23 protein-coding genes and 1 tRNA gene are annotated in these 21,736 nt (G+C 46.6%); 15 read left to right on the top strand and 9 right to left on the bottom strand.

The features are described 5' to 3' along the window. Positions 1 to 512 precede the first annotated feature (512 nt). On the top strand, positions 513 to 1,301 hold the full coding sequence (gene phoH / locus QEN32_RS13420) for a phosphate starvation-inducible protein PhoH (protein WP_000533527.1): 789 nt from the start codon (positions 513 to 515) through the stop codon (positions 1,299 to 1,301). A 105-nt stretch (positions 1,302 to 1,406) separates the two neighbouring features. On the opposite strand, the gene QEN32_RS13415 is transcribed toward phoH, so the two are convergent. The 3 genes from QEN32_RS13415 to QEN32_RS13405 all read right to left on the bottom strand — a co-directional run bounded on the left by QEN32_RS13415 (position 1,407) and on the right by QEN32_RS13405 (position 5,086). Next, positions 1,407 to 2,288, bottom strand: a complete 882-nt coding sequence (locus QEN32_RS13415) for a MurR/RpiR family transcriptional regulator (protein ID WP_000433673.1) — start codon at positions 2,286 to 2,288, stop codon at positions 1,407 to 1,409. Between the two features lie 285 nt (positions 2,289 to 2,573). Continuing rightward, complete coding sequence (locus QEN32_RS13410) at positions 2,574 to 4,070, bottom strand: sodium:solute symporter (RefSeq protein ID WP_000628085.1); 1,497 nt, start codon at positions 4,068 to 4,070, stop codon at positions 2,574 to 2,576. A gap of 335 nt (positions 4,071 to 4,405) precedes the next feature. Next, positions 4,406 to 5,086 carry an N-acetylmannosamine-6-phosphate 2-epimerase gene (locus QEN32_RS13405; protein WP_001521709.1) on the bottom strand — a complete coding sequence of 227 codons (681 nt, stop codon included), beginning with the start codon at positions 5,084 to 5,086 and terminating at the stop codon, positions 4,406 to 4,408. Between the two features lie 505 nt (positions 5,087 to 5,591). Here QEN32_RS13405 and QEN32_RS13400 point away from each other — a divergent pair. The 4 genes from QEN32_RS13400 (at position 5,592) to QEN32_RS13385 (ending at position 10,170) form a co-directional block, all read left to right on the top strand. After that, positions 5,592 to 6,752: an N-acetylneuraminate epimerase gene (locus QEN32_RS13400; protein WP_023206261.1), complete on the top strand. Its 1,161-nt coding sequence runs from the start codon at positions 5,592 to 5,594 to the stop codon at positions 6,750 to 6,752. Between the two features lie 45 nt (positions 6,753 to 6,797). Further along, entirely contained in the window at positions 6,798 to 7,490 is a 693-nt protein-coding gene (locus tag QEN32_RS13395) for an oligogalacturonate-specific porin KdgM family protein (RefSeq protein WP_000700610.1), read from the top strand. A gap of 282 nt (positions 7,491 to 7,772) precedes the next feature. Further along, complete coding sequence (locus tag QEN32_RS13390) at positions 7,773 to 9,053, top strand: MFS transporter (RefSeq protein ID WP_280144431.1); 1,281 nt, start codon at positions 7,773 to 7,775, stop codon at positions 9,051 to 9,053. Positions 9,054 to 9,063: 10 nt separating this feature from the next. Then, complete coding sequence (locus QEN32_RS13385) at positions 9,064 to 10,170, top strand: Gfo/Idh/MocA family oxidoreductase (protein ID WP_265322171.1); 1,107 nt, start codon at positions 9,064 to 9,066, stop codon at positions 10,168 to 10,170. Between the two features lie 151 nt (positions 10,171 to 10,321). Here QEN32_RS13385 and QEN32_RS13380 read toward each other — a convergent pair. Then, positions 10,322 to 10,409 (bottom strand) — tRNA-Ser (locus tag QEN32_RS13380). 236 nt (positions 10,410 to 10,645) lie between these two features. Between QEN32_RS13380 and ghrA the strand changes: the two genes are divergently transcribed. The 4 genes from ghrA (at position 10,646) to QEN32_RS13360 (ending at position 13,567) form a co-directional block, all read left to right on the top strand. Beyond that, positions 10,646 to 11,584, top strand: coding sequence for a glyoxylate/hydroxypyruvate reductase GhrA (gene ghrA / locus QEN32_RS13375; protein ID WP_265322170.1), 939 nt, complete (start codon positions 10,646 to 10,648; stop codon positions 11,582 to 11,584). Between the two features lie 84 nt (positions 11,585 to 11,668). Then, positions 11,669 to 12,406, top strand: a complete 738-nt coding sequence (locus tag QEN32_RS13370; RefSeq protein ID WP_000283643.1) for a phosphatase — start codon at positions 11,669 to 11,671, stop codon at positions 12,404 to 12,406. Positions 12,407 to 12,429: 23 nt separating this feature from the next. After that, positions 12,430 to 12,984 carry a molecular chaperone gene (locus tag QEN32_RS13365; RefSeq protein WP_265322169.1) on the top strand — a complete coding sequence of 185 codons (555 nt, stop codon included), beginning with the start codon at positions 12,430 to 12,432 and terminating at the stop codon, positions 12,982 to 12,984. Positions 12,985 to 13,084: 100 nt separating this feature from the next. Continuing rightward, entirely contained in the window at positions 13,085 to 13,567 is a 483-nt protein-coding gene (locus QEN32_RS13360; protein WP_001546652.1) for a DUF1097 domain-containing protein, read from the top strand. A gap of 38 nt (positions 13,568 to 13,605) precedes the next feature. Here the strand turns inward: QEN32_RS13360 and csgG are convergent, their stop codons facing one another. The 4 genes from csgG to csgD are packed head-to-tail and all read right to left on the bottom strand — an operon-like array spanning position 13,606 to position 15,959. Continuing rightward, the gene (gene csgG / locus QEN32_RS13355) at positions 13,606 to 14,439 is read right to left on the bottom strand and encodes a curli production assembly/transport protein CsgG (RefSeq protein WP_001137620.1); all 834 of its coding nucleotides are present in this window, start codon (positions 14,437 to 14,439) and stop codon (positions 13,606 to 13,608) included. 26 nt (positions 14,440 to 14,465) lie between these two features. Further along, positions 14,466 to 14,882: a curli production assembly/transport protein CsgF gene (gene csgF, locus QEN32_RS13350; protein ID WP_001264073.1), complete on the bottom strand. Its 417-nt coding sequence runs from the start codon at positions 14,880 to 14,882 to the stop codon at positions 14,466 to 14,468. Between the two features lie 26 nt (positions 14,883 to 14,908). Then, positions 14,909 to 15,304: a curli production assembly/transport protein CsgE gene (gene csgE, locus QEN32_RS13345; RefSeq protein WP_000833307.1), complete on the bottom strand. Its 396-nt coding sequence runs from the start codon at positions 15,302 to 15,304 to the stop codon at positions 14,909 to 14,911. A 4-nt stretch (positions 15,305 to 15,308) separates the two neighbouring features. Beyond that, positions 15,309 to 15,959, bottom strand: a complete 651-nt coding sequence (gene csgD, locus QEN32_RS13340; protein WP_000481517.1) for a biofilm master transcriptional regulator CsgD — start codon at positions 15,957 to 15,959, stop codon at positions 15,309 to 15,311. A 754-nt stretch (positions 15,960 to 16,713) separates the two neighbouring features. Here csgD and csgB point away from each other — a divergent pair. The 6 genes from csgB (at position 16,714) to QEN32_RS13310 (ending at position 20,553) form a co-directional block, all read left to right on the top strand. Beyond that, a complete protein-coding gene (gene csgB / locus QEN32_RS13335; RefSeq protein ID WP_000791655.1) occupies positions 16,714 to 17,169 on the top strand; it encodes a curli minor subunit CsgB in 456 nt (151 codons plus the stop codon). A gap of 41 nt (positions 17,170 to 17,210) precedes the next feature. Then, on the top strand, positions 17,211 to 17,666 hold the full coding sequence (gene csgA, locus QEN32_RS13330) for a curli major subunit CsgA (protein ID WP_000771416.1): 456 nt from the start codon (positions 17,211 to 17,213) through the stop codon (positions 17,664 to 17,666). Positions 17,667 to 17,727: 61 nt separating this feature from the next. Next, a complete protein-coding gene (gene csgC, locus QEN32_RS13325) occupies positions 17,728 to 18,054 on the top strand; it encodes a curli assembly chaperone CsgC (RefSeq protein WP_000557256.1) in 327 nt (108 codons plus the stop codon). 130 nt (positions 18,055 to 18,184) lie between these two features. Next, the gene (locus QEN32_RS13320) at positions 18,185 to 18,505 is read left to right on the top strand and encodes a type 1 fimbrial protein (protein ID WP_000111257.1); all 321 of its coding nucleotides are present in this window, start codon (positions 18,185 to 18,187) and stop codon (positions 18,503 to 18,505) included. Positions 18,506 to 18,590: 85 nt separating this feature from the next. Continuing rightward, entirely contained in the window at positions 18,591 to 19,130 is a 540-nt protein-coding gene (gene ymdB, locus QEN32_RS13315; protein WP_000203944.1) for an O-acetyl-ADP-ribose deacetylase, read from the top strand. Continuing rightward, positions 19,066 to 20,553, top strand: coding sequence for a phospholipase D family protein (locus QEN32_RS13310; RefSeq protein WP_000976323.1), 1,488 nt, complete (start codon positions 19,066 to 19,068; stop codon positions 20,551 to 20,553). Before ymdB ends, QEN32_RS13310 begins: the two co-directional genes overlap by 65 nt. A gap of 16 nt (positions 20,554 to 20,569) precedes the next feature. On the opposite strand, the gene mdoC is transcribed toward QEN32_RS13310, so the two are convergent. Then, on the bottom strand, positions 20,570 to 21,724 hold the full coding sequence (gene mdoC / locus QEN32_RS13305) for a glucans biosynthesis protein MdoC (protein ID WP_000100069.1): 1,155 nt from the start codon (positions 21,722 to 21,724) through the stop codon (positions 20,570 to 20,572). Positions 21,725 to 21,736 lie beyond the last annotated feature (12 nt).

Here is a 21,736-nt window from a genome sequence, read left to right as displayed (position 1 = left end):
TTCAATTGGTTATGGGTAGTTTCACCATTAATACCCGCAGTAGCTAATGATTATCTTTTTTAGTCTCCTGCCGATGAAATAATCGTGTAATCTTTCTGTAAGAGACTGACAATGACGCAATAATTTTTGGTTAATGCTTGGTGAATATATTGTTGCATTATTGATGTTTTGTGTTGTACTTAGTAGTAATAGCGGTAGTTCCCCGGCAGTGATGGTCACTCACTATGGAGATCGCGAATGGTAATGTCCGCACCAGGACACATTGTTTACAGTAGTTACAACACCCTGTACGGACATTCTCTCTCCGGTGGTGATCTTGTCACCTTAAAAGCTCTCATCATTTCTCTTACTGTCCATACCCATGACGTCATATGTGGTGCGCGTAGCCGTGTGTGGCGTCGTTTCAAAAAGCAAGCTAAGGCTTACAAGGAAGCCAACCCTCAGATGTGTGTGCGCATAATCGCGTTCAAGAGAACGCGGGTGATGTATACCTACAACTCAAGGTGCTATCCATGGGAAGACAAAAAGCAGTGATCAAAGCTCGTCGTGAAGCAAAGCGTGTGTTGAGACGAGATTCGCGTAGTCATAAGCAACGTGAAGAAGAATCGGTCACGTCACTGGTACAGATGGGCGGAGTAGAAGCCATTGGCATGGCGCGCGATAGTCGCGATACCTCTCCTGTTAAGGCGCGAAATGAAGCACAGGCGCATTATCTGAACGCTATTGACAGTAAACAGCTTATTTTTGCGACCGGCGAAGCCGGCTGCGGGAAAACATGGATCAGTGCGGCAAAGGCGGCAGAAGCATTGATTCATAAGGACGTCGAGAGGATCATTGTGACGCGTCCGGTATTGCAGGCTGATGAAGATCTTGGTTTTTTGCCCGGTGATATCGCTGAAAAATTCGCGCCTTATTTTCGGCCCGTCTACGATGTCCTGCTTAAACGGTTGGGCGCGTCCTTTATGCAATATTGTTTGCGCCCGGAAATCGGTAAGGTAGAAATTGCCCCGTTCGCCTATATGCGTGGGCGTACTTTTGAAAATGCGGTCGTGATCCTCGACGAGGCGCAAAATGTGACTGCGGCGCAAATGAAAATGTTTTTGACGCGACTAGGCGAAAATGTCACGGTCATTGTCAATGGCGATATTACGCAATGCGACCTGCCGCGCGGCGTGCGTTCCGGGTTGAGCGATGCGTTGGAACGCTTTGAAGAAGATGAAATGGTAGGGATTGTGCATTTCAACAAAGACGACTGCGTGCGCTCGGCGCTTTGTCAGCGAACGCTTCACGCATACAGCTAATATAGCATTGACTCTCAGAGCCCGGGAGACCGGGCTTTGTTGTCTATAAAGCGTCCAGCAGACTCATGAACAAAAAAGGAAAATGACGCCTGTACGTGAAGGGAATTATTTTGTCATGTCCAGGGCATTCATTGTCCGTAATTTGCTTTCTCGGGCCTGTTCCGGCGAGGACTGTACAAGAAGGGTATAGAGCAGGTCAAAGACGAAAAGCTGCGCGGCTTTCGTACCGATCGAGTCACCCTGCAACATTCCTTGCCGATTACCATTGATCAGGCAAAAATCGGCCTCTTCACATAATGGAGAACCCAGATTATGGGTAATGGCGACTGTGGTGGCGCCAGCCTGTCGGGCCAATCGGAGTGAATGCACTGTTTCTGGCGATGTGCCCGAGTGACTGACACCCATCGCGACATCGCCTGCTTTTAATAGCGTAGCCTGCATGTACATAAAATGGTTATTGCTTACCGCATCGCCCCGTAAACCAATACGCATTAGCTTGTGTTTCATATCCAGCGCCGTGATCCCCGATGAGCCCACACCAAAGATATAAACTGAGTGACAGTGACGTAGGGCGTCCACGACACCGAGAACCTGTTGCATATCAAGCAGATTTAGCGTTTCAGATAATACATTACTAATGGTGTTCTGCAATTTTAAACCAATGGCGTGGGCATCGTCGGATTCGCTAACTTCGGCATCCAGTAGAGGACTACTGTCATCAGACTCGGTAGTGGCAAGTTCAATGGCCAGGTCCATTTTAAAATCCTGAAAACCTTTATAGCCCAGGGTGCGACAAAAGCGAATAACCGTGGCTTCTCCGGCCTGTGTGTCGCGCGACAAATCGGCAATAGATGACTGTGTCACCTGTCTGGGGAAGGCTAAAATATATTGCGCTATACGCTGGGAGGCACGTGTCAGGCTTTTTTGCATAGCACCCAGAGTGTCAAGGATTTTTCCGGGTTTAAGACGTGGGGGTTGAGGCTCCATATAGTTCCTGCTCTTGAGGGCTGATTGCGGCACAAAGCCTGCAATATCGAACAGAGCAGAGCCTATCAAGTCTGCGGCATGAAAAAAAGCGCGATGTAAGTAAAGGAGGGGGAATATTTACATCGCGTTGCCAACTTATGACAGAACATCACTGGAGAGTAATCTGTTTGCTCTTACGGTGTTTATAGCGCGCCATCTGACGGATGGTTTATATCTGGCCCGGTATTGTCGCCCCGGGCGTTGGCGTCACCGTGTGCTGTGTCGGTATAGCGTGGTATCATGAAATCATAATGTCACCTTTGGTTCAGGTTTTTCATCCAGCGTCAATGGCGGTGCCGGGGCAAATAACGGGGCGAAAATAACGCCGCTGATCACCACGCTTAGCGAGCCAATGACCCCATAAAAGAAGAAGTTAAGGTCAGTGGCATAGCGTGCGCCCAGCACGGTAATGACGCTGATAATAATTCCTAAAACCGCACTCCCGGCATTTGCTCGTTTAAAGAAAATGCCCAGCATGAACAGACCGGTCATTGGCCCTCCCATCAGACCTATCAGACTATTAAATGCATCCCAGATTTCTGATTCATCGGCCATGACCAGCCATACCGAGGCCGCGCTACTTATCAGGCCCGCGACCAGAATAACTAACTTAGCTATTTTCATACGGTTTTCTGGCGTTCTTTTTTTATGACTCAAACGCTGATAGATATCGGAATTAAAACAACTGGAAATGCTGTTTAAGCTGCTGGAGATGCTGGACTGCGCGGCAGCGAAAATAGCGGCGATTATCAACCCTGCAATGCCGACTGGCATTTCGGTGACCACGAATAAGGGTAAAATGCCGCCAGTGTTGAATCCCGCCGGTAATAATTGTGGATGTTGCTGATAGTAGACAAACAATGCCGAGCCGATAGCAAAAAAGAAAACAGGGATCACAGCAACCAGTTTGGCATTTGTAAGTAATGTTTTCTTCGTTTCCTCTATGGAGTCAGTCACGATATAGCGTTGGACCACATCCTGACTGGCAGTAAATTGCTGAATATTGGCAAACAGAAAACCAATCATCAATACAGGTACTGTGCTTTCCGTCCAGCTCCAGTGGAACTGCGTAGCCGGAAAGAATTTATCCGCCTGCTGCGTCACCGTAAAAATTTCACCAATGCCGCCCTGGACTTTGAGACATATCACTATAAAAATCAGTATCGCGCTGCCAGAAAGTAAGAGGCCTTGAATAACATCAGTCCATATTACTCCTTCAATTCCACCCATCCAGGTATAAATGATACACATCACGCTAATCAACAGTACCAAAATCACCGGGTCTATAGCGATGAAGGGGCGCAAGGCCAGCACGGTGAGGAAAGTGATAATGGCGATACGTCCGATATGAAACAACATAAATGACATGCTGGCGAATAGACGGCAGCGCACATCGAACCGTGCTTCGAGATATTCATAGGCTGATGTGACTTTCAATTTCCGAAAAAACGGAATATAGAAATAAAAAACCAGCGGTAAAATTGCGATAGCCAGATACTGACCAATGATAAACGTCCAGTCGGAAGTAAACGCTTTGGCAGGAATTGACATAAATGTAATTGAGCTTAACGTAGTAGCAAATACACTGACCCCAGCCGCCCAACCAGGAACCCGGCCACCACCGCGAAAATAATCGTCTGCTGTTTTTTGCCGTCTGGAAAAATAGACACCGACTAACATCATGGCCAGGAGGTAGCCAAATAATACAAGATAGTTAACGATGCCGAAAGAATGTGTAATCATAGTTCTTTCCTGCTTATGGTTTTGAGTAGAGTTGCGGTCATCGTCTGTGTATTTTTATCTTCCCATCATTCAGACGATACGATATTCAGATCAAGTAATAGTTTTTTTACTCTCAATGACGGTAATCATGAGATGTAAAAGGCAGAGCATTTATGCTCCACCAATGGTGATGCCCAGACGTATGTCCTGCCGGATACCTGAAATAGCAGATATCCGATATTGCGTTCAAACAGGCTTCAGGCCTGGGGATCGTATTTGCCGATAGCATTATTAACGTCGGATTATTATCTGAGACATAAATATCAATAGTAAGCGTGTTCATTTTCTTTTCCTGTTCAGCGTGTTACTGCGTGACTGAACCACTGACAGATATGCTCGATACGGGTGATAGCGGAACCAACGGTAACTGCCCAGGCACCATGCTCAATAGCATTGGCCGCCAGTGCAGGCGTGTTATAGCGCCCCTCGGCAATAACACGACAACCTGCATGGCTCAGTTGTGTCACCATTGCCAAATCTGGCTCAACCGGCGTGATGGGGCCGGTATAGCCAGACAGTGTTGTACCAATGAATTCGATTCCTTTCTGATGGCAACTTATGCCTTCATTCACGGTTGAACAGTCTGCCATCGCCAGTAATCCATGCAGGCGAATACGTGTCAGTAAACTATCAATATCAACCGGGCGAGAGCGGAATGAGGCATCAAAAGCGATAATATCGGCACCTGCCTGCGCCAGGGCGTCAACATCCTGTAAATATGGAGTGATACGGACTGGCGACCCTGTAAGGTCACGTTTAATTATCCCAATAATAGGAACAGAAAGATGGGGACGAACAGTCCGCAGATTCTCAATGCCTTCAATGCGCACAGCGACCGCACCCGCCGAAGCCGCTGCCTGTGCCATTGCAGCCACAATTTCAGGTTTATCCATAGGGCTGCCTGGTACCGGTTGGCATGAGACAATCAGCCCACCGTTTTCGTGTACACTTTGTTCCAGCCTGGCTAATAGTGACATCCAGTTCCGCCTTATATGTTTTGAAGTTTTGCTCCGTTTTATGTTATGTTGTGGAGTGTTGCTGCATCAAGCAAAAAGATAGAAAAATGTGAACACAGTCATAAGGTATGTTTGTTATTCAATTACTGCGCCAGCGGATTTGAGGCTATAACCTGAAGCTACAAGACAAATACAATTCACTCTGATGGCAGCATGCTGTATTTTATTAACTGCTTCCGGCATAAAGATAAAATGCTCAGAAGGAGCTTATACGCCACGGGATAGCCAGTATGAAATGCATCACATAATTCTTGTTGTATTTATTCGAATGCTATCACTAATGAGTTTGACCATAACAGGTCACCCATAATCACTTCTAACATCACCATGGTGTGCTTTTACCTCGCACATGATAACCCCATGTAATTATTTTTAGCGCTTGGTCACATTTTGTCATTATCATTGTTGAAATTGTGCACCATAAGATCACTAATGATGAAGCTTTACTCCAATTGTATTTCTTCGCATGGGGATGCAGATGAAAAATTTTAAGAAAATGATGACGCTAATGGCGCTATGTTTATCAGTCGCTATCACCACATCAGGATATGCAACGACGCTTCCTGATATACCAGAACCACTGAAAAATGGTACTGGCGCTATTGATAATAATGGCGTGATTTATGTCGGCTTAGGTACCGCAGGGACATCCTGGTATAAAATTGATCTTAAAAAGCAACATAAAGACTGGGAGCGTATAAAGTCGTTTCCTGGTGGAGCTCGTGAGCAATCCGTGTCGGTATTTTTAAATGATGAGCTTTATGTTTTTGGTGGCGTAGGGAAAAAAAACAGTGAATCACCGTTGCAGGTTTATAGCGATGTGTACAAATACTCACCGGTGAAAAATACATGGCAAAAAATTGACACTATATCTCCAGTTGGATTAACAGGGCATACGGGAGTAAAATTAAACGAAACGATGGTACTTATTACCGGAGGGGTTAATGAGCATATCTTTGATAAGTATTTTATTGATATAGCGGCTGCGGCTGCGGATGAAAGTGAAAAAAATAAAGTCATCTATAATTATTTTAATAAACCTGCCAAAGATTATTTTTTTAATAAAATCGTATTTATCTACAATGCTAAAGAGAACACATGGAAGAATGCCGGTGAGCTGCCAGGCGCGGGGACGGCAGGATCGTCATCGGTAATGGAAAATAATTTCCTGATGCTGATTAATGGTGAGCTCAAACCGGGTTTACGTACCGATGTGATTTACCGCGCCATGTGGGATAACGACAAGCTAACATGGTTGAAGAACAGCCAGTTACCGCCATCGCCTGGAGAACAACAGCAAGAAGGGTTGGCCGGAGCATTTTCGGGCTATAGTCACGGTGTCCTGCTTGTCGGTGGTGGCGCGAATTTTCCGGGAGCAAAACAAAATTATACCAATGGAAAGTTTTATTCCCACGAAGGAATAAATAAAAAATGGCGAGATGAAGTCTATGGTTTGGTTAATGGTCATTGGCAATATATGGGTAAAATGAAACAACCTCTCGGCTATGGTGTATCAGTAAGTTATGGTGATGAAGTTTTCCTTATTGGTGGTGAAAATGCTAAAGGGAAACCTGTTTCGTCTGTAACCTCCTTTACCATGCGTGATGGTAATTTATTAATAAAATAATTTTTTAAATACAAAAATAAAGTTAATTGATGAGCGGAGTATTTTATGAAAATCAACAAATATCTTCTGGGTATGGTTTCGTTTATAGCATTTTCATCATATCTACAAGCGGCAACCCTTGATTATCGGCATGAATATGCTGATAGAACCAGAATTAATAAAGACCGTATTGCTATAATTGAAAAGCTTCCTAACGGCATTGGTTTTTATGTCGATGCCAGCGTTAAATCGGGAGGAGTAGATGGTGAGCAGGATAAGCATTTAAGCGATCTCGTCGCAAACGCTATAGAACTGGGCGTAAGTTATAATTATAAAGTTACGGACAATTTTGTTTTGCAGCCTGGATTTATATTTGAAAGCGGTCCAGACACTTCAATTTATAAGCCTTATTTAAGGGGGCAATATAATTTTGATTCTGGTGTTTATATGGCTGGTCGTTACCGTTATGACTATGCAAGGAAGACAGCTAACTATAGTGATGATGAGAAAACGAATAGATTTGATACTTATATAGGTTATGTTTTTGATGAGTTGAAATTAGAATATAACTTTACCTGGATGGATAGCGATCAAATTAAATTTGATAACAAAAAAACAAACTATGAACATAATGTGGCTTTAGCCTGGAAACTGAATAAGTCATTTACACCATACGTTGAGGTCGGAAATGTAGCGGTGAGAAATAATACCGATGAGAGACAGACCCGTTATCGCGTTGGATTACAATACCACTTTTGAGAAAGGTTAAAGAGTTACTGTACTAATCTTTGCTTAGTATTCATATCGATAATCTTATAGCCCGTGGCTACGTTACAGAACGTTAGACTTTGTCTTGAGTATTCACGTCCTCAACGTAGCTACGAATAAGGATGATAAACAATGAATATACGTCTTACATAGCTACGATCTCAGGCGGTTGTCGGAAAGTGCCGGTTGATTGTGTCTTATTCGGCAATTGATATGACTTAAAAATTAATTCCGTAAGCATTTCAGACGGTAACAGCAAATAAGGGTTTTATTGTGATAGCAAAATTCTTCCCGTGGTATAGCGAGATAACTCGTCCACAAAAAAATGCTTTATTTTCAGCATGGCTGGGTTACGTTTTTGATGGCTTCGACTTTATGCTGATTTTCTACATTATGTATCTGATCAAGGCTGACTTAGGATTGACAGATATGGAGAGCGCATTCCTTGCCACAGCGGCCTTTATTGGGCGACCATTTGGCGGGGCGCTATTTGGTCTGCTGGCAGACAAATTTGGCCGTAAGCCGTTAATGATGTGGTCGATAGTTGCCTATTCTGTAGGTACAGGGTTAAGTGGCCTGGCTTCCGGTGTAATTATGCTGACGCTTAGTCGCTTCATTGTCGGTATGGGGATGGCGGGGGAGTATGCTTGCGCTTCTACTTATGCCGTGGAAAGTTGGCCAAAGCATTTAAAATCTAAAGCGAGCGCATTTCTGGTTTCAGGTTTCGGTATTGGTAACATCATAGCAGCCTATTTTATGCCGTCATTTGCCGAAGCGTATGGTTGGCGTGCTGCTTTTTTTGTCGGTTTGCTACCCGTTCTTTTAGTAATCTACATCCGGGCCAGGGCTCCTGAATCTAAAGAGTGGGAAGAAGCTAAACTCAGTGGTCCCGGAAAGCATTCACAAAGTGCCTGGTCAGTTTTCTCTTTGTCAATGAAAGGGCTATTTAATCGAGCTCAATTTCCACTGACATTATGTGTATTTATTGTTCTGTTCTCTATTTTCGGCGCAAACTGGCCGATCTTTGGTCTACTGCCTACATATTTGGCGGGAGAGGGCTTTGATACGGGCGTGGTCTCTAATTTAATGACGGCGGCGGCATTCGGCACTGTATTGGGAAATATCGTTTGGGGTCTGTGCGCAGATAGAATTGGTTTGAAGAAAACGTTCAGCATTGGTCTTCTCATGTCCTTTTTATTCATTTTCCCGTTATTCAGAATTCCGCAAGATAATTATTTACTGCTGGGCGCATGTTTATTCGGTTTAATGGCGACTAACGTAGGTGTTGGCGGGTTGGTTCCCAAATTTCTCTACGACTACTTTCCTCTTGAGGTTCGTGGTTTGGGTACCGGGCTGATTTATAATCTTGCTGCGACATCAGGCACATTCAATTCAATGGCGGCGACCTGGCTTGGAATAACAATGGGGCTAGGCGCTGCGCTAACGTTCATTGTTGCTTTCTGGACCGCAACAATTCTACTCATTATTGGCCTATCCATTCCGGATAGACTAAAAGCACGTCGTGAAAGTTTTCAATCAACAAAAGAATTTTAATAGAGGATAAATGATGACGAAATACGGTGTTGTAGGTACAGGTTATTTTGGCGCTGAACTGGCGCGATTTATGTCTAAGGTTGAAGGGGCGAAAATCACTGCGATTTACGATCCGGTAAATGCGGCTCCGATAGCGAAAGAGTTGAACTGTGTCGCCACTGCAACGATGGAGGCGCTTTGTACCCATCCTGATGTGGATTGCGTAATTATTGCTTCACCAAATTACTTACATAAAGCGCCAGTCATTGCGGCGGCTAAAGCGGGTAAACACGTGTTTTGTGAAAAACCTATCGCCTTAAATTACCAGGATTGTAAGGATATGGTTGATGCCTGCAAAGAAGCTGGTGTTACCTTTATGGCGGGTCACGTTATGAACTTTTTTCACGGGGTTCGCCACGCTAAAGCGCTCATCAAAGCTGGTGAAATTGGTGAAGTTACACAAGTTCACACTAAACGTAATGGTTTTGAAGACGTGCAGGATGAGATCTCATGGAAGAAGATTCGCGCAAAGTCAGGTGGGCATCTGTACCATCACATTCACGAGCTAGATTGTACACTGTTCATCATGGATGAAACCCCATCCCTGGTTTCAATGGCGGCGGGGAATGTTGCGCACAAAGGTGAAAAATTTGGTGATGAAGATGATGTTGTCCTAATCACCCTTGAGTTTGAAAGCGGTCGTTTCGCGACACTTCAGTGGGGATCATCGTTCCACTACCCTGAGCACTATGTATTAATTGAGGGCACGACAGGTGCAATTCTCATTGATATGCAAAACACGGCGGGTTATCTAATAAAAGCGGGCAAAAAAACACACTTTCTTGTGCATGAAAGCCAGGCGGAGGATGATGATCGTCGCAACGGTAACATATCCAGCGAGATGGATGGCGCAATCGCTTATGGTAAACCCGGTAAACGTACGCCGATGTGGCTCTCATCAATTATGAAACTGGAGATGCAGTACTTGCATGATGTGATAAACGCTCTGGAGCCAGGCGAGGAGTTTGCTAAATTGCTAACGGGAGAAGCGGCGACAAATGCCATTGCTACCGCTGATGCTGCGACGCTTTCCTCAAACGAGGGGCGCAAAGTTAAACTCACTGAAATTCTTGGCTAAAATTGAAAGCCGGATGGTGGTGTTATTGGCCGGTGGCGCTGCGCTTATGTAGACCGGATAAGGCGCCCGTGAACTGTGCCGCCATCCGGCAATGGACGGGTCATATGTGAAAAAAAAGCCCGTACTTCTGTACAGGCTCTCAACTTAAATATGGCGGTGAGGGGGGGATTCGAACCCCCGATACGTTGCCGTATACACACTTTCCAGGCGTGCTCCTTCAGCCACTCGGACACCTCACCATATTGTCGCTCCAGCATTACTGGAACGGGCGCTAATGTAGGGAAATATCCATTCTACGTCAATCAACTTTTTTCAAAAAAAAGCGCGTTTATACAAACTTCCACCAATCTGTGGCTTTAATAAGCGAAAACTGCTTTTTTTGCCCGCGCCGGGAAATTTGCTATGCTGCACATCCCGTTGAAAACGCTGATAACAGGCGCAATCACATTCCGCACAATACTGCTCAGGAGATAACATGGAGATAATTTTTTATCACCCGACATTTAACGCCGCCTGGTGGGTAAATGCGCTGGAGAAGGCTCTCCCACATGCGCGCGTTCGTGAATGGAAGGTCGGTGATAATAACCCCGCAGACTATGCGCTTGTATGGCAGCCCCCGGTTGAAATGCTGGCCGGAAGACGCTTGAAAGCCGTCTTTGCGCTGGGCGCGGGGGTGGATGCAATTCTGAGTAAATTAAATGCGCATCCGGAAATGCTGGACGCCTCCATTCCTCTATTCCGTCTGGAAGATACCGGAATGGGCCTGCAAATGCAGGAGTATGCCGTCAGCCAGGTATTACACTGGTTCCGTCGTTTCGATGATTATCAGGCGCTGAAAAATCAGGCGCTATGGAAACCGTTGCCGGAATATACCCGCGAAGAATTTAGCGTCGGTATCATGGGCGCAGGGGTGCTGGGCGCAAAAGTGGCAGAAAGTCTAAAGGCATGGGGGTTCCCGTTACGTTGCTGGAGTCGTAGCCGCAAATCCTGGCCTGGCGTGGAAAGTTATGTGGGGCGTGAAGAGCTGCACGCTTTCCTGAACCAGACGCGGGTGCTGATTAATCTGCTGCCGAATACGGCCCAAACGGTAGGAATTATTAATAGCGAATTGTTGGATCAATTGCCGGATGGCTCTTACGTGCTGAATCTCGCGCGCGGCGTTCATGTTCAGGAGGCGGATCTGCTGGCTGCGCTTGATAGCGGTAAGCTAAAAGGCGCGATGTTGGATGTCTTTAGCCAGGAACCGTTACCGCAGGAAAGTCCATTATGGTGCCATCCGCGAGTCGCCATGACGCCGCACATTGCGGCAGTCACCCGTCCGGCGGAAGCCATCGATTATATTAGCCGCACCATTACCCAGCTGGAGAAGGGAGAGCCGGTGACGGGGCAGGTGGATCGGGCGAGAGGATATTGATATCAACCCGGCGCGGGCCGGGTTTCGCTAAAAAACGCTGGCGATACCTGCTATCCTTGTCGGAAATGACTACAGGAGAGAGCAATGTATCCCGTTGACCTGCATATGCATACCGTCGCCAGCACTCATGCCTACAGTACTCTGAGCGATTATATCGCGGAAGCCAAACGCAAAGGCATTAAACTTTTTGCGATTACCGATCATGGTCCGGACATGGAAGATGCGCCGCATCACTGGCATTTTATTAACATGCGCATCTGGCCGCGTCTGGTTGACGGCGTGGGGATACTGCGTGGCATTGAGGCGAATATCAAGAACATTAACGGTGAAATTGATTGTTCCGGAAAGATGTTCGACTCGCTGGATCTGATTATCGCAGGCTTCCATGAGCCTGTTTTTGCGCCACATGATAAAGAAACCAATACCCAGGCGATGATCGCGACCATCGCCAGCGGCAAGGTGCATATAATTAGTCACCCCGGAAATCCAAAGTATCCAGTGGAGGTTAAAGCCATCGCGCAGGCGGCGGCGAAACACCATGTAGCGCTGGAAATCAACAACTCTTCTTTTCTGCATTCGCGTAAAGGAAGCGAAGATAATTGCCGCGCGGTCGCTGCCGCCGTACGCGATGCGGGAGGCTGGGTAGCGTTAGGCTCTGATTCCCATACGGCCTTTACGCTTGGCGATTTCACCGAATGCCGGAAAATTCTGGATGCGGTGAATTTTCCGGAAGATCGAATCCTGAACGTCTCGCCGCAGCGCTTACTGGCCTTTCTCGAATCACGCGGTATGGCGCCTGTACCGGAATTTGCCGAACTTTAATCGTTATTTACGGGAAGATATCAATGAATGAGTTTTCAATCCTGTGCCGTGTGCTGGGATCGTTGTATTACCGCCAACCGCAAGATCCTTTACTGGTTCCGCTGTTTACGTTAATTCGTGAAGGTAAACTGGCGGCAAACTGGCCGCTGGAGCAGGATGACATGCTGGCGCGTTTACAGAAAAGCTGCGATATCACGCAGATTTCCACTGATTACAATGCGTTATTTGTTGGGGAAGAGTGCGCGGTAGCGCCATACCGCAGTGCGTGGGTCGAAGGCGCGGAAGAGTCTGAGGTGCGCGCTTTTTTAACGTCGCGAGGGATGCCGCTGGCCGATACGCCTGCCGATCACATTGGCACTTTATTGCTCGCGGCCTCCTGGCTGGAAGATCAGTCTGCCGAAGATGAAAGTGAAGCGCTGGAAACCTTATTTGCCGATTATCTGCTTCCCTGGTGCAATACCTTCCTCGGTAAAATTGAAGCCCATGCCGTTACGCCATTCTGGCGCACTCTGGCGCCGCTAACGCGTGATGCGATAGGGGCCATGTGGGATGAACTTCAGGAAGAAGATGAAGAATAATGTGATGTAAATCACTTTTAACTGCAACTTGTTTTACATCATTGCATAAAATGTGTGCGTGATCTCATTAATGTGCCGCTTTTCTGTTATGATGCGCGCCATGAACATACTTCTTTCTATTGCTATCACGACGGGCATCCTTTCTGGAATATGGGGATGGGTGGCCGTCTCCCTGGGGTTACTAAGCTGGGCCGGTTTTTTAGGCTGTACGGCTTATTTCGCCTGTCCGCAGGGCGGCTTTAAGGGATTGTTGATTTCCGCCTGTACGCTGTTAAGCGGTATGGTGTGGGCGCTGGTCATTATTCACGGTAGCGCGTTGGCGCCGCATCTGGAAATTGTCAGTTACGTGTTGACGGGGATCGTGGCATTCCTGATGTGTATCCAGGCAAAGCAGCTATTGCTTTCTTTTGTCCCGGGAACATTTATCGGCGCCTGTGCGACATTTGCAGGGCAGGGTGACTGGCGGTTGGTATTACCGTCGCTGGCGCTGGGGCTAATCTTTGGCTATGCCATGAAAAATAGTGGGCTATGGCTGGCATCACGCCGCGAGCAACATTCAGCGAATACGGCGGTCACAAAATAAAAAAGCGTGGGGTTCTTCCCCACGCTTTGTCGTATTCATCAGGATTCTGGCGGTACTGACAGCTCACGGTATTTCACCAGAATATCATTTTGCCTGTCCGCTTTATTCTGCAAATCCCACAGGCCGCGATCGATACCATCATTAATGAGGAAGATAACGCCGGTTTCAATGGCTGACATCAGACACAGCATCACCGGTTCGTTCGAGGTATAGCCGATTTCGCCTTCCAGTAAACGCTGGTAATCAATAAAACGGAACACGCCTGCCTGTACTTCATAGGAAAGGATTGTTTTACTGGTGTTCACCGAAGAAAGGATCTCGCCCGTACTGACGTTAACTACGCGCAGGTTGACAGCAATCTGATCCAGCTGATACTGCGTATCGGCGCCAATACCGAAATATCTTGCGCCGACCCCGCCGGATTTGACGTTACTTTCATAACCAATAATAGAACCTTCCACCATAATATTTGCCGCCGTCAGCGACTGAAGCGGGATACGGTTATTCATCGCCACGGTGCCGTTTTCCTGGGCTGCGCGAATAATTTTCCGTTCATTCAAAAGATTCTGTAAGCCTTGTCGTTCCAGTGGGATAAACCAGCGCGAATCTTTCAGCGCGGTGACCAACATAGCGGTGGCGCTCTGCGGCACAGCCGTGGAAAAGTTACTTGCCGGGTAAGGTTTAAATTGGCCCGTTTCATCCTGAATGTTATATACCGAAACAAAGATCTTACCGGTGGGAGCAGGTAAGTGCGTCAAATCTTTGTAACTTTGTGCGCGGGGCATTAATGTCGGTTTCGCAGCTTGTTTCGGCGGGGCAGTTAAGCATCCGCTCAACAATAAAACGGCAACCAAAATAAGTAAGCGCGGCATGATTTATATCCTTTAGTGACTGTAGCTTAAAAATCGGTTGACTGAGTTTGTAAACCTGACACTTCGATGGTCGAGGTTCTTCCCGTTTTTCTGTCCGTGACGTTGAGCTGGAGCTGTCCGTCGCGATTAGCGATATCGATAATAAAATCGTTGGTCACCATACGTCCTGGTTTCCCGGTATTAATATTGGTCAACAAGCCGCCCAGAATTTGCGATTGAATAGCCTGTGTAAAGTTATCCAACGCTGAGGGGGTTTCGATACCAAAATCGTTATCATAAGCGGGGTCTTTATATGAATTTTGCGCCTGGGCGCTATTCAATAAAAAGGAACCGTTATTGGGGTTTCCACCAAAGTTAGGATTACGGAACTGGAACGTCATATTTCCAGCCCAGGTTAATGGCGAAAAAAGCATGAGTAGCACTACTGCATGTTTAACACGCATGACAGCCTCCGGATAAAAATCATGTTTTAGAATTCATCACGCGCTAAATCACTCGTACTTAATAGCGTTTGATCTATTTGTCGGCGATTTAATGCTTCCTCTGTTTGCGCTAATGCGAAGACGACGGTTTTCTCGAAGTCTCTTTTCATTGGAAATAAAAAGGTCTGGAAAATAACGTCCTGATTTACCGTTATGGTGATCCAGCTTCCCCAACGCGCACTGGGTCTTTCATTAATGGTCAGATTGCCGGTGTATTCGCTTTCCCATTTGTCGCTGAATGCACGATAGAATTCATGTCCTATCGAAGAGACGGTATGGTCGGTTAACAATCCGGGAACCTCGACTTCAACTTCATTGGCATGCAGGTTTCCGGTAGCGAACAGTAACTCTGCTGCTACAATCCAGGTCAGATAGCGTTTCATGGCCTTACCGCCTGAGATTATCGTTTGCCCATGAAACTGCCTGGGTGCGATTTTTGACAGCTATCTTTTTGAAAAGATTATAAAGATGTGTCTTAACCGTATTCTCGCTGATAAATAGCGACCTGGCGATTTCATTATTAGAGGCACCAATACGTAACTTATTGAGGATCTCTTTTTCGCGATGAGTGAGTAATGCGGACTCGGTGCTGTTGTAGCGGTAATTTCCTGAGTGTGTAATCAGGTAACTGGCTAATTTTTGTGAAAAATAGCATTCGCCCCGCAGAATACCCTGTAATCCGCTGACCACGTGTTCCTGGTCTTCAGTGGCGTAAAACACGCCGTTAATATGAGGCCAGTTTTCAATTTCACGGTAGGGATAATCGTCAGGGGTATTTAACAATAATGTTTTTATATTATTGTTTTTGCGGCTTAAATTATCCTGCCAATAGTGGATAAGCTTCTTATCCGCTTCCATCATATCCATTAAAACAATGCAACCGGCTGAGATATCTTCCAGAGAACGTTGAATATTATGCAGTTTTCCGGTTATGGCCAGCGATTGCTTTAAATGTTGCAATAATGCCGTAGCTTGCAGAGATGGCTTTGTGATCAACAATAGTGTGTGACCATGACTACTATGGACTTCATTAAACATGATGAAACTCCACTTTTTTTAATCGCACATCTGACAGCTGCCCCCATAAAATAAAGGCACCAGAAGTACTGACAGATGTTGCACTGCTGTGGGTTGAAATAGCCCATTATCCAGAAAGAGAAAAATATTTACGAAAATACTTTTAACTGTTTTCAATCTAGCCATTACAAATCTTAAAGCAAGTGTTAAACTTGTAACAATATGTAAAAATATATATTAAAATGTTGTTTTTGGGTTTTTTTGAAGTTTAGATTTGATAGTAAAGTTGTACATTTCGCTGTTATTGCATAGATTTAAAAAATCATACAAATTATAATAATTCATTGATTTTTAATCATTTTAATTATTATATGTTATGTTTTGATTTTATTTTTTCTTAAAATTTGAGACGTGGCATTAACCTGGACAGCACAAAGACAAAAAAAACGAAGTGTGTCACGTCTTGTGCGTATTGCCCCCCATAGGAAGCATAAGAACATCCCCATGGCGGCATAACACACAACAACACTTCATTTTTTGGGTTCGCGATACACTATCTTCTATGGCCAAAAATCAATTATAAAAAATCACATGGCTATCGTTTTATTAGCACTTTGGTATGAGCTTAAATAACAAAATACCACGCGTGGGTGAGTTATTAAAAATGTTTCCACGGACATACTCTTCATCGTAACGACGCGTTAACAAAAAACGCATGTCGCTAACAAGGTAATAGATAATTTTCGCTATGTACGACCAGGTCCAGGGTGACAGCATGAAAAACAAATTGTTATTTATGATGTTGACAATACTGGGTGCGCCTGGGATTGCAACCGCGACAAATTATGATCTGGCTCGTTCAGAGTATAATTTTGCGGTAAATGAATTAAGCAAGTCTTCATTTAATCAGGCGGCCATTATTGGTCAAGTCGGCACGGATAATAGTGCCAGAGTACGCCAGGAAGGATCAAAACTATTGTCCGTTATTTCACAAGAAGGAGGAAATAATCGGGCGAAAGTCGACCAGGCAGGGAATTATAACTTTGCGTATATTGAGCAAACGGGCAATGCCAACGATGCCAGTATATCGCAAAGCGCTTACGGTAATAGTGCGGCTATTATCCAGAAAGGTTCTGGAAATAAGGCCAATATTACCCAGTACGGTACGCAGAAAACAGCAGTTGTAGTGCAGAAACAGTCGCATATGGCTATTCGCGTCACCCAACGCTAATACCGTTACGACTTTTAAATCAATCCGATGGGGGTTTTACCATGAAACTTTTAAAAGTGGCAGCATTCGCAGCAATCGTAGTTTCTGGCAGTGCTCTGGCTGGCGTCGTTCCACAATGGGGCGGCGGCGGTAATCATAACGGCGGCGGCAATAGTTCCGGCCCGGATTCCACGTTGAGCATTTATCAGTACGGTTCCGCTAACGCTGCGCTTGCTCTGCAAAGCGATGCCCGTAAATCTGAAACGACTATTACCCAGAGCGGTTATGGTAACGGCGCCGATGTAGGCCAGGGTGCGGATAACAGTACTATTGAACTGACTCAGAATGGTTTCAGAAATAATGCCACCATCGACCAGTGGAACGCTAAAAACTCCGATATTACTGTCGGCCAATACGGCGGTAATAACGCCGCGCTGGTTAATCAGACCGCATCTGATTCCAGCGTAATGGTGCGTCAGGTTGGTTTTGGCAACAACGCCACGGCTAACCAGTATTAATTTAGCGTCTGCGCTAATAAAAAAACAGGGCATAAGCCCTGTTTTTTTTCGGGAGGAAATTATGCATACTTTATTGCTCCTTGCCGCACTTTCAAATCAAATTACGTTTACCACGACTCAGCAAGGCGATATTTACACGGTGATCCCTCAGGTCACATTAAACGAACCCTGCGTCTGTCAGGTGCAAATTCTCTCTGTGCGCGACGGCGTCGGGGGACAAAGCCATACACAGCAAAAACAAACGCTATCTTTACCTGCTAATCAACCGATTGAGTTGTCTCGTCTTAGTGTAAATATATCTTCAGAGGACTCGGTTAAAATTATTGTTACTGTTTCGGACGGACAATCACTGCATTTATCACAACAATGGCCGCCTTCTGCACAGTAGTTTTTGATGGTGGCGGAAATGGATTGGCTGACCTGGGTATAAAGAGGCGATAAAAGCGTCTCATCGTCTCGGCATGTCGCTAAAAGGTAACGCCGAACCCTCGAGGATGACTAATCATTGAGGAGTTAACATGTCCGTAATCAAGAAAAATATCCCTGGCATAGGCCTGTGTATCTGCGCTTTTTTTATCCATTCTGCGGTAGGGCAACAAACGGTACAGGGCGGCGTTATCCATTTTCGCGGCGCGATTGTTGAGCCACTGTGCGATATTTCTACTCACGCCGAAAATATTGATTTAACCTGCCTACGCGAAGGTAAAAAGCAAATGCACCGGATTGACCTTCGGCAGGCATCTGGATTACCGCAGGATATTCAGTCCATTGCGACGGTGCGGCTGCATTATCTCGATGCGCAAAAAAGCCTGGCGGTGATGAATATTGAGTACCGTTAACGGCGGTGTCATAGATATAAAAAGAGCGACTCTGTTGAAAGCCCTGCTGTACACTTTGCAGATAAGGTGAGACAAAGGGGGGGTTATGACATCACGTCTTCAGGTCATACAGGGTGATATCACTCAACTTAGCGTCGATGCGATTGTGAATGCCGCTAACGCATCATTAATGGGCGGCGGTGGCGTAGACGGCGCGATTCATCGCGCGGCGGGGCCGGCATTACTGGACGCCTGTAAACTCATCCGTCAGCAACAGGGCGAATGTCAGACGGGACATGCGGTTATCACGCCTGCTGGCAAGCTTTCGGCAAAGGCGGTTATTCACACAGTGGGGCCCGTCTGGCGAGGCGGCGAACACCAGGAAGCTGAGCTACTCGAAGAGGCATACCGGAATTGTTTGCTGCTTGCCGAGGCGAATCACTTTCGTTCCATCGCTTTTCCGGCAATCAGTACCGGCGTTTATGGCTATCCACGCGCCCAGGCCGCTGAAGTCGCCGTCAGGACGGTTTCAGATTTTATTACCCGTTACGCTCTGCCTGAACAGGTATACTTTGTCTGTTATGATGAAGAAACTGCCCGGCTTTACGCAAGATTACTTACTCAGCAAGGCGACGACCCTGCCTGATAAAACACGCCTGGAGCGTGCCGTTGAACCGCTATGCGCGCGCCATCCCGGAGAGTGCGGCATTCTCGCGCTGGATAACAGTCTGGACGCTTTTGCCGCCCGCTACCGCCTGACCGAAATGGCGGCGCGGACGCTGGATGTGCAGTATTATATTTGGGAAGACGATATGTCCGGGCGGCTGCTCTTTTCGGTACTGCTGTCGGCGGCGAAGCGCGGCGTTCATGTTCGTCTGCTGCTGGATGATAACAATACGCCTGGTCTGGATGATACGTTGCGCTTGCTGGATAGCCATCCTAATATCGAAGTTCGTCTGTTTAATCCTTTCTCTTTTCGTACGCTACGCGCGCTGGGATATTTGACGGATTTTGCGCGGCTGAATCGGCGGATGCACAATAAAAGTTACACTGCCGACGGCGTAGTGACGCTGGTCGGTGGGCGCAACATCGGCGATGCCTATTTCGGCGCTGGCGAGGAGCCGCTATTTTCCGATCTGGACGTGATGGCCATTGGCCCGGTGGTCAATGATGTCGCCAATGATTTTGAACGTTACTGGCGCTGTAGTTCAGTGTCGACATTGCAGCAAGTATTATCCCTTTCTGAGCAGGAACTGACGCAGCGTATCGAACTTCCCGAATCCTGGTATAACGATGAGATCACCCGCCGTTATCTGCATAAGCTGGAAACCAGCCAGTTTATGGCGGATCTCGATCGCGGAACGTTGCCGCTGATTTGGGCAAAAACACGCTTGCTTAGCGATGACCCTTCTAAAGGCGAGGGGAAGGCGCAGCGCCATTCGCTTCTTCCGCAGCGATTATTTGACGTGATGGGGTCGCCGACGGAGCGTATCGACATTATTTCCGCTTACTTTGTCCCTACGCGCGCAGGCGTGGCGCAGTTGCTTAATCTGGTCAGGAAAGGCGTGAAGATCGCCATCTTAACTAACTCTCTGGCGGCCAACGATGTGGCGGTCGTTCACGCAGGGTACGCGCGCTGGCGCAAGAAATTACTGCGCTATGGCGTGGAGCTCTACGAACTGAAACCGACCCGCGAACATGAAACCGCCGTACATGATCGCGGACTCACCGGGAACTCAGGTTCCAGCTTACATGCTAAAACGTTCAGTATTGATGGTAGTAAGGTGTTTATCGGGTCGCTTAATTTTGATCCCCGTTCAACGCTTTTAAATACCGAAATGGGCTTTGTCATTGAAAGTGAAACGCTGGCGACGCTTATTCATAAGCGTTTTACGCAGAGCCAACGCGATGCGGCCTGGCAACTGCGGCTGGATCGCTGGGGACGAATTAACTGGATCGATCGTCAGCAAGAAGAGGAAAAGGTGTTAAAGAAAGAACCCGCTACGCGTTTCTGGCAGCGAGTTCTGGTACGGTTGGCGGCAATTTTACCTGTGGAATGGTTGCTGTGAACCCGCGCGCGGAAAACTACCCGATCGCGGCGCGGCTTTCTTGTTTTACCGGCGGTTTACCTGAAAAGAGAAATTTCAGAAGCGGGATGCGTAAATGAATTTCATACAGAATTAACGCAATACCCATAACAAATATCAGCCCGCACAAGAACCCGATCAGGTTGGAGGAGATATGCGGCGTAATATACGCGCCAAAGAAAAGCGTTAAGGGATGATGCACCAGATAGATAAACAGCGAAGCATTCACGAAATAGGTGACACGCGCGGACTGGAAGTTTAACAAGCGATGCCCCAGTGAGAATACCACGTTCACCATCCACAGCCCCATTACCATCGTAATCACGGATTCGGTTTCGTACATCCAGGCGTCGCCGCTCCCATAACGTTGATTCAGCAGATACGCGATAAAAGCAACGGCAGCGCCTAAAGTGCATCCGCGTGAGGGCGTGGTGAAGCGCGCTTTCAGATCGGGGTGAATGAAGGCCAACGCGCCGAGAATAAAAAACGGCACATAAAATAGCGTTTGCATCACAATAAAATTGAACATGCCGTCACTGAGGATTGCTGGATATACGATGAAAATAATGCGCCTGATAGCGGCGTAAGCCATCCCCAGCAGGAAAAAAATAAGCGAAAGCCTGGCCAGTGAAATAGCGGCGGGACGAGGCTTGCTTGTTTCCTGCCTTTTTTGGAACCAGGTAAAAATCCCGATGCTGACTGTGGTTAATATCACCAGCACCAGTAAAAACCATAGATGTGAAATGAGTTCCCACGCTAACGTATTATATTTTTCATAGGCAGAGAGTGTAGGCCAGTTCTCTGTTTTCTCTTTGACATATTGCAACAGGATAAATTGCGGCAAGGTAAGCAAAGGGATTGCGGTAAGCATAGGAATACCCACACGTTCTACCCGTACTTTCCACCAGCGTTTTAACGGATAACGTAAAAACAACATGTACGAAAAATAACCAGAAATAACAAAAAACACCTGCATACGAAAAGCGTGGATAAAATCGTTAAACAGGGTTAGCCACCATGATGGCGTGGCGCTATTGACATGCCAACTGTGAGTGGAATAGATCAACGAGATATGAAAGGGAATCCCTAACAACATCAGCCATGCGCGGATAGAGTCAAGAAAATATTCACGCGGCGCGGGTACAGAGCTCATATAAGGTCACGT

It is taken from the genome of Salmonella sp. SA14318, assembly GCF_029866905.1.
Taxonomy (GTDB): domain Bacteria; phylum Pseudomonadota; class Gammaproteobacteria; order Enterobacterales; family Enterobacteriaceae; genus Salmonella; species Salmonella enterica.
The sequence above is the reverse complement of the archived record's forward strand: the minus strand, read 5'-3'. Positions and strand labels throughout refer to the sequence as shown.